The 7642-nt window shown below is 73.4% G+C and carries 8 protein-coding genes; 3 read left to right on the forward strand and 5 right to left on the reverse strand.

The genetic code is table 11. The features are described from left to right. Positions 1-28 precede the first annotated feature (28 nt). Together FOE67_RS10890 and FOE67_RS10895 are read left to right on the forward strand one after the other, a co-directional pair. Positions 29-952 carry an EamA family transporter gene (locus FOE67_RS10890; protein WP_182663027.1) on the forward strand — a complete coding sequence of 308 codons (924 nt, stop codon included), beginning with the start codon at positions 29-31 and terminating at the stop codon, positions 950-952. Positions 953-967: 15 nt separating this feature from the next. Beyond that, positions 968-3721 carry an NACHT domain-containing protein gene (locus FOE67_RS10895; RefSeq protein WP_228473757.1) on the forward strand — a complete coding sequence of 918 codons (2754 nt, stop codon included), beginning with the start codon at positions 968-970 and terminating at the stop codon, positions 3719-3721. A 15-nt stretch (positions 3722-3736) separates the two neighbouring features. Here FOE67_RS10895 and FOE67_RS10900 read toward each other — a convergent pair whose 3' ends face one another. From FOE67_RS10900 to FOE67_RS10910, 4 genes are all read right to left on the reverse strand, one after another. Next, positions 3737-4132, reverse strand: coding sequence for a hypothetical protein (locus tag FOE67_RS10900; RefSeq protein ID WP_228473758.1), 396 nt, complete (start codon positions 4130-4132; stop codon positions 3737-3739). Positions 4133-4270: 138 nt separating this feature from the next. Further along, positions 4271-4393 carry a hypothetical protein gene (locus FOE67_RS30025; protein WP_267133321.1) on the reverse strand — a complete coding sequence of 41 codons (123 nt, stop codon included), beginning with the start codon at positions 4391-4393 and terminating at the stop codon, positions 4271-4273. 68 nt (positions 4394-4461) lie between these two features. Then, positions 4462-5211 carry an alpha/beta fold hydrolase gene (locus FOE67_RS10905; RefSeq protein WP_182663029.1) on the reverse strand — a complete coding sequence of 250 codons (750 nt, stop codon included), beginning with the start codon at positions 5209-5211 and terminating at the stop codon, positions 4462-4464. Positions 5212-5490: 279 nt separating this feature from the next. Beyond that, a complete protein-coding gene (locus FOE67_RS10910; protein ID WP_182663030.1) occupies positions 5491-6087 on the reverse strand; it encodes a TetR/AcrR family transcriptional regulator in 597 nt (198 codons plus the stop codon). Between the two features lie 178 nt (positions 6088-6265). Here FOE67_RS10910 and FOE67_RS10915 point away from each other — a divergent pair, with 178 nt between their 5' ends. Then, positions 6266-7282 carry an alpha/beta hydrolase family protein gene (locus tag FOE67_RS10915; protein ID WP_182663032.1) on the forward strand — a complete coding sequence of 339 codons (1017 nt, stop codon included), beginning with the start codon at positions 6266-6268 and terminating at the stop codon, positions 7280-7282. 69 nt (positions 7283-7351) lie between these two features. Here the strand turns inward: FOE67_RS10915 and FOE67_RS10920 are convergent, their stop codons facing one another. Then, on the reverse strand, positions 7352-7603 hold the full coding sequence (locus tag FOE67_RS10920) for a hypothetical protein (RefSeq protein WP_182663034.1): 252 nt from the start codon (positions 7601-7603) through the stop codon (positions 7352-7354). Positions 7604-7642: the final 39 nt, after the last annotated feature.

Here is a 7642-nt window from a genome sequence, read left to right on the forward strand (position 1 = left end):
CCCCCGAACCCCGAAGGAGGGCCGCGCCGTGCCCGAGAGCCGCCCCCTGCTCGACACCGCGGTGACGGCGCTCGCCCCCGCCGTGTGGGGCAGCACCTACCTGGTCACCACCGAGTTCCTCCCACCCGACCGCCCCGTGCTCGCCGCCGTGGCCCGCGCCCTGCCCGCCGGCCTGGTGCTGCTGGCGTTCACCCGCGTCCTGCCCACCGGCGGCTGGTGGTGGCGCGCGACGGTGCTCGGCGTCCTCAACATCGGTCTCTTCCTCCCCCTCCTCTTCGTCGCCGCCTACCTGCTGCCCGGCGGACCGGCTGCCCTGCTGCTGTCGATGCAGCCGGCGCTGGTCCTGCTCCTCGGCGTCCCGCTGCTGGGCCGGGCCATCCGCCTCCCGCACACCGCCGCCTGCGCGCTGGGCGCGGTCGGCGTCGCGCTCCTGGTCCTCGAACCCGGCGCCGCGCTCGACGCGGTCGGCGTCCTCGCGGCGATCGGCGGGGCGTTCTCGATGGCCTTCGGCATCGTGCTGACCAAGAAATGGGGCAGACCCGACGGGGTCGGCGTGCTGCCGTTCACCGGCTGGCAGCTCACGGTGGGCGGCCTGGTCCTGCTGCCGCTCCTCCTCGCCGAGGGGCTGCCGGACCGCCTCACCGGCGCCAACCTCGGCGGCTTCCTCTACCTGGGGGTGGTCGGGGCGCTGCTCTCCTACCTGCTGTGGTTCCGGGGCCTGGCACGCCTGCCCGCCTCCACCGTCTCCTTCCTCGCCCTGGTCAGCCCGCTGGTCGCGGCGGTGCTGGGATGGGTCGTGCTCGGCGAGGCGTTCACGCTCCGCCAACTGCTCGGCGGTCTGCTCATCGCCGGCGCGATCCTCCTCGCCCAACTCGTCCCCGCCCCGGCCCGCGAACCCCGCCGGAAGAGGACGTTCGACGAGGCGGAAACCGTTGACCGGCAAGGGGGTTGACCTAGCATCGGGGCCATGGAGCCCTCCTCCGTCGCGCTGCGACTGGCCACCGGCGCCCTGGCGCCCCTGATCGGGAAGCTGTTCGTCAAGGAGGGCCCCGGCGCCGAGCTGGTCGACCGGCCGGTGCGACTGTCCTCCCTGGTCTCCTTCCGGGGTGAACGCCGCACCCTCGGCGAGCCCGAACTCCGCCGGCTCGCCGGCGAACTCGTGCGCCGGAGCGGGCCCGCCACCGGGCCCGCCGAGGCCCCCTCGCAGGAGACGGCCGCCGAACTCGCCGACGCCCTGGCCCGCGCCCTGCACGCCCTCGGTGACCTGGACATGGACGACGTGCAGGCCGTCCGGCTCGGCCCCGACGCCCTCGCCGCCCGGTTACCCCGCCCCCGCGACCTGTCGGCCGACGCCGACGCCCGCTGGGACGCCCTGCTGCACACCTGCTGCGTCCACGTCCTGCACTTCTTCACCACCCGCTCGACCTTCGTCGCCCGCGCCCAGGTGGAACAGACCCGGATGCTGCACCGTCTGGCCGCGACCACGGACCTGCTGCTGGAACGGATCGGCGACCGGCGCGCGGAGGACGCCGCCTTCGAACGCCGCTGGGCCGAACACGTCATCGCCCGGCACGGTGAACTCACCATCCACGGCCTGGACATCGGCCACGGCCACGAATGGCCGCTGGACGCCGCGTACGTGCCACTGGAGGTCACCACACCGGAGACGGAGCCGGGTTCCGCCGGCCCGACGGCCCCGGCCGGTGCCGGTGGTTCCGGTGATTCCGGTGATCCCTCCGGCCTCGTGCTGCGGGCCGAGGACGCCCTCGCCGGCCGGGAACGGGTGCTGCTGCGCGGCGTCGCCGGTTCGGGCAAGAGCACCCTCGTGCAGTGGCTCGCCGTCACCGCCGCCCGCACCCACCTCGGACCCCCGCGCGACCACCCGCCCGGTCTCGACCACCTCGTCGGCCGGGTGCCGTTCGTGCTGCCGCTGCGCCGCGTGGTGGTCGACGGCCGGCCGCCCACCCCCGACCGCTTCGCGCACGCCGTCGGCAGCCCGCTCGCCGCCGCCCAACCCGACGGCTGGGCGGACCGGGTCCTGGCGGCGGGCCGGGCGCTGCTGCTGGTGGACGGCGTGGACGAGGTCCCCGAACGCGACCGGGGGGCCGTCCGCCGCTGGATCCGCGAACTCATGACGACCTACCCCGGCAACCCCTGGGTGGTCACCGCCCGCCCCTCCGCCGTCCGGGAGGAGTGGCTCGCCGACCGCGACGCCGCACGCGGCTTCGCCGAACTCTCCCTCGCGCCGATGTCCCGCACCGACATCGAGCTGTTCGTCACCCGCTGGCACGAGGCCGCGGACGCCGACCCCGCCCTCGGCGCCGCCCTGGTCACCGCCGTCCGCACCACCGACGCCCTCGCCCGCATGGCGGTCAACCCGCTGATGTGCGGACTGCTGTGCGCGCTGCACCGCGACCGCGAGGGCTTCCTGCCCACCGACCGCCGCGACCTGTACGAGGCGGCGCTGGGCATGCTGCTGGAACGCCGCGACCTCGAACGCGGCGTGGACACCACCGTGGGGAGCACCGGGCCCGGCGGCGGCACCCGGCTGTCGCGGGACGCGCTGGTGCGGCTGGTGCAGCGCCTCGCGCACTGGATGATCCGCAACGACCGCGCCGAGATGGACCGCGCCGACGCCGTCGGTCAGCTCGCCCGCGTCCTGCCGGCCATGGCCCACCACCTCACCGCCGACGCCGACACCGTCCTGCGCCACCTGCTGGAACGCTGCGGCCTGCTGCGCGAACCCGTCCCCGGCCGGATCGACTTCGTGCACCGCACCTTCCAGGACTACCTGGGTGCCGGGGCCGCCGTGGAGGAGGGCGACTTCCCCCTCCTGCTGGACAACGCCCACCGCGACCGCTGGGAGGACGTCATCCGCATGGCCGTCGCCCTGGGCCGCCCCGCCGAACGCGCACGGTTGCTGGAGGGCCTGCTGGAGGGCACCGGGGAGAACTTCCCGCCCGAGCCCCCGGTGGACGAGGCGGGGGCGCGGGTCGTCCGCCGGGTCCTGCTGGCCGCCGACTGCGTGGCCCACGCCAGCGAACTCGACCCCGGAACCCGCCGGCGGGTCACCGACACCGTGGCCCGTCTGCTGCCCCCCGCCGACCTGCGGCAGGCCAGGTTCCTGGCCCACCACGGCGGGACACTCCTCCTCGGCCTGCTGCCCGGCCCGGAGGGGCTGACGGACGAGGAGGCGGGCGCGGTGGTGGTCACCGCCCTGAAGATCGGCACCGACGCCGCCCTGCCGCCCCTGGCCCGCTACCGGCGCCACCCCTCGCTCTGGCTGCGCCGTCAACTCGCCTGGAACTGGCACCACTTCGACGCCGAACGCTACGCCCGGGAGATCCTGGCCGACCTCGACGACGAGGGCCTGTACATCAGTGTCCACACCCCGGAACACCTGCGGCTGCTGCGCGACCTCGGGGGCCGGGCACGGGTGCAACTCGTCGGCACCCACCGGCCGGAGGACCTGGCCACCCACCTGGTCCCGGAGCGGCTGACCCACCTGTGGTGGCGCAACCTCCCCGCTCCGGGGGACGACGGCGCGTGGACCGCGGGTTTCCCGCACCTGCGGGAGATCCGGGTGCGCCGGGCCGCCGTGGCGGAGGGGTTCGGCCCTCCGCCGGGCTTCACCGCCGCCCCCCACCCGGAGGACCCCAAGGCCGTCCTCATGACCCGGGGTCCGGGGAACCCCGGGGAGGGCGCTCGGGGGGAGAACTGACCCGGGGACCGGCGCTCACGGGTCCGGGAGGCCGTCCCCACTCCACGGCTGCCAGGCCACGGCCGTGCGCCAGGACTCGTCACCCGGCCGGGCCCAGCTCCACACGAGCCGGGCGACCGGCTCGTTGCCGAACGGCCCGGGCGCGGGCGCCAGGCGCACCCGGAAGTGACGGTCCGGACCACCCTCCCGGTGCTCCACGATGTAGCCGCCGTCATCGTGCAGCCACACCTGGATGTAGCACTGCCCGGCCTCCGCCCCCGGAACGTCCAACCGTTGCAGCACGGCGTACCGAAAGCGGGAGTTCAGATCCGCGATCGTGTCGTACACCTGCTCCTCGGAGGGGTCGTCCAGCACGATGCAGGAGGCGTCCTCCATCCGCAGGCGCGCGCTCACCTCTTCCCCCACCTCCATGGGAAATCCGGTCTCCCTCCCGGTTGGGCCGGGTGCGGCAAGGAACCCGGAGACGACGATGACCACACTCGACTCCACAGGGTGAGCATGGAGTCACCCATTTTTCCGCGCCCCGGGCCCGGGAACAAATCCGATCCGTCAGCGGAGGACGGCGAGGACCACCACGGGGGTGTCGGTGTCGTGCCGGGTGGAGCCGATGACGAGCCCGCGTCCGCGACGGGCCCGGGCCGCGTACCCCGGGAACTCCTCCTCTTCCTCCACGTCGTCCCGACAGGACGGAAGAGCACGTTCGGCAGAGCACCGTGGTCGAGCGGTGCGTCGGGGGCCGGTCACGCCAGGTCCGTGAGCACCCCCGCCGTCTCCTCCGGCATCGTGATCATCGCGTCGTGTCCCGTCGGCAGACCGCGGTGGTGCCAACCCGGGTCGGTGGGCGGAAGATAGGCGGGTTTGAACCGTCGGCTCAGCCGGAACAGCCATCCTCCACCGGTGCAGTGGATGTAGGTGCGCGGCAGAGAGTCGAGGCGCTCGGGGTGCCGCAGGTCGAGGCGCTCCTCGAAGCACTTGAGCGGATGCGGGGTGAGGTTCTCCCGCACCCACCTCATGTCCGTTTCGTCCACCACCCCGAAGAGGCCGTCGATGCCGGGAATTCTGTTCATGTGAAGCGAGGGGGGCGGGACCTGCCACCCCTCCCCCCTCTTCACGGCGGCCCGGCGCATCTTGCGGATGTCCAGCGGCAGCAGGTCCCCGAGCGACTGATTGCCCCTCGGCACCAGGGCGTCGAAGTAGACCAGGTGGCCGATCCGTTCGATGGCGCGGTCCGCCACCCCGGTGATGACGAGCCCTCCGTAGCTGTGTCCCACGAGGATGGTGTCGTGGAGATCGTTCGACACCAACACATCGACGACATCCCGAACATGGGAGTTCAGCCCTGTGTCCGGCCGGGCCTCGCCCAGCCGTTCGCCGACGCCGGGTAGGGCGAGGGGGAAGACGCGATGCCCGGCCGCCGTCAGCTTCGGGGTGAGCTTTTCCCAGCACCACGCTCCGTGGAAACCGCCGGGAACCAGTACGTAGGTCGCCATGTCGTCCTCTCGCGCTCGATCGAGTGCTTTCCGTCGAACTCATGCCGGTGGTGCCGGGGGAGCGGGCCGGCGGTGTGACAGGAGGCCCGAGGCCGTGCAGGGGGGAGCGGAACACCGGGGGGGCTCCCGGGTTCGGCGGAATTCTTTCCCGCTTCGCGTGGTGTCCCGACGGTATCGCCCATCCCGGGCCCGGACCGAGGTCCCGGGTGACGGAGCGGCCCCGCCCATCGGCGAGTTCGACGTGGTGGGCGGGGTTCCGGTCCGTGCCGCGAATCGGGATCAGGGAGCGGGAGGTTGCCGGAGCCCTTGGAGCAGAAGAGCGATGAGGCGTCGGGGATCGTAGCGGGGGTCGTTCTCGTGCCCGATGCAGAGGTTGCCGATGCCGCGCATCAGCTCGTACGGCCGGGTGCCGGCTTCGATGTCGCCGGCCTCGACCGCGGCGTCGAGCAGTTGGCCGCATACGGGGAGCAGGCGATCGAGGAAGTAGGAGTGCAGTGCGGCGAAGCGGTCGTCCTCGGACCGCAGGGCATCGGCCAGCCCGTGCTTGGTGACGAGGAAGTCCACGAAGAGGTCGATCCACCGGCGCAAGGCGTCGAACGGGGAGTCGGCCTCGGCCAGCAGGCGGGGGCCGGCTTCGGCGCACGCCTCGATCTGGTGGCGGTAGACGGCCGTGACGAGATCCGCCCGGGTCGGGAAGTGGCGGTAGATCGTGGCCATGCCGACACCCGCCCGGGCCGCGATCCGGCGGATCGGCGCGTCGACGCCGGAGGTGACGAACACCTCGGCGGCGGCGTCGAGCACCGCCTGCCGGTTGCGCCGGGCATCGACCCGTTGGCCCCCGGGCGGTGGTTCCCCGGCAGGACTGTCGGTGGCCATCAGGTGTTCCTCCACGCCGATTGACAAAACGGAGCAGTGCTCCGAATATTAAGTGGAGCGATGCTCCGTTTTCCTGTCGGGCAGGAGCGGAACGCTCCTGCCCGCCTTGCCCGCGTTGTCCGCCGTCGGCCCCGGGTCGCCGACGGGGGACGGGTACCACCGGAAGGGAACCCCTGTTGTGAGTACACCCACCGGCACCGATGCGAGGGACGTGCCCGTCCCGGTCCTGTCCTTCGCTCCCGTCGTCCTCCCCGTGCCCGGACGCCCCGTGGACCTCCGGGTGCGTGTCTCCGCACCCGCCACCGGAACCGATCTACCCGTCATCCTCCTCTCCCACGGGCACGGCCCCTCGAACCACCTCTCCTCGCTCAACGGCTACGCGCCACTCGCCAACCTCTGGGCCGCCCGGGGATTCGTCGTCCTGCAACCCACCCACCTCACCTCCAGGACGCTGAGCCACCTGGTCGCCGACGCACCCGGCGCCCCCGACTTCTGGCGATCCCGAGCCGAGGACATGAGCCACATCCTCGACCGGCTCGACATGATAGAGCGCACCGTGCCCGGGCTCGCGGGACGGATCGACCACACCAGGGTCGCCCTCGCCGGGCACTCCCTCGGAGGTTTCACCGCCGCGCTCCTGCTGGGCGCCGGGCTTCACGACCCCGTCGGCGGGGAAACGGTCCACCTCCTCGAACCCCGGATCGGGGCGGGGGTCCTGCTCGCCGCGCCCGGCAGGGGAGGCGAGGTCTTCAACGGGCCCATGGCGGAGCAGTGGCCGATCATCGGCGCCGTCGATTTCTCCACCATGACCACACCCGTGCTGGTCGTCATCGGGGACAAGGACGACCCCCGCCACTTCACGGACATGGGACCGGACTGGCACGCCGACCCCTACACCCTCGCCCCCGGGCCCAAGTCCCTGCTGACCCTGTTCGACGCGGAACACGGACTCGGCGGGATCGCCGGATACGACGCCGCCGAGACCACCGACGAGAATCCCGAGCGGGTCGCCGCCCTCGCCCGGCTCACCGCCGCCTACCTCCACACCCGGCTTCACCCCGATTCCCCCGCGTGGCGGAGCGCGTGCGAGGCGTTGACGACCGGCCCCGAAGCGGTGGGTCGGGTCGACACCAAGGGGGAAACCGGCCCCTTCGGCGCGTCCGCGCGGGAGGAGGGGCCGGAAGAGACGGCGTGAGGGGCCCGCCGGCCGGCGGGCCCCTGTGGGCCCCCGACCGGCGGGGCACCTGCGCCGGGGTTTCGACCCCTATGCGTCCGGGGAGTGGTCGACGCCGGTGTTGGCCCGGCTGCCGGGGCCCGTGGCGGTCGCGTCCCCCGTGTCGCGGGCCGTGGCCGAGCCGCCTCCCGCCCCACCGGGGCGGCGCACGCCGGTGTTGGCCCGACCCCCGCCGCTCGCCTCGGCACGGCCGGTGCCGATGGCGGTGTCGGTCGGTCCCGGCTCGGGGACGCGTCGCAGCACTCCCCGAACCAGGGCGGCGACCCCGGCCGCCCCCTGCACCGCCGCCCCTGTCGCTTATACACTTCTCCGCGCCCACGA

This window comes from Streptomyces calidiresistens (genome assembly GCF_014141525.1).
GTDB lineage: Bacteria > Actinomycetota > Actinomycetes > Streptomycetales > Streptomycetaceae > Streptomyces > Streptomyces calidiresistens.

Excerpts from the sequence above, each read along its gene's own strand:
- FOE67_RS10895 (WP_228473757.1), top strand. The coding sequence starts at position 968 with ATGGAGCCCTCCTCCGTCGCGCTGCGACTGGCCACCGGCGCCCTGGCG.
- FOE67_RS10900 (WP_228473758.1), bottom strand. The coding sequence starts at position 4,132 with ATGGAGGTGGGGGAAGAGGTGAGCGCGCGCCTGCGGATGGAGGACGCC.
- FOE67_RS10905 (WP_182663029.1), bottom strand. The coding sequence starts at position 5,211 with ATGGCGACCTACGTACTGGTTCCCGGCGGTTTCCACGGAGCGTGGTGC.
- FOE67_RS10910 (WP_182663030.1), bottom strand. The coding sequence starts at position 6,087 with ATGGCCACCGACAGTCCTGCCGGGGAACCACCGCCCGGGGGCCAACGG.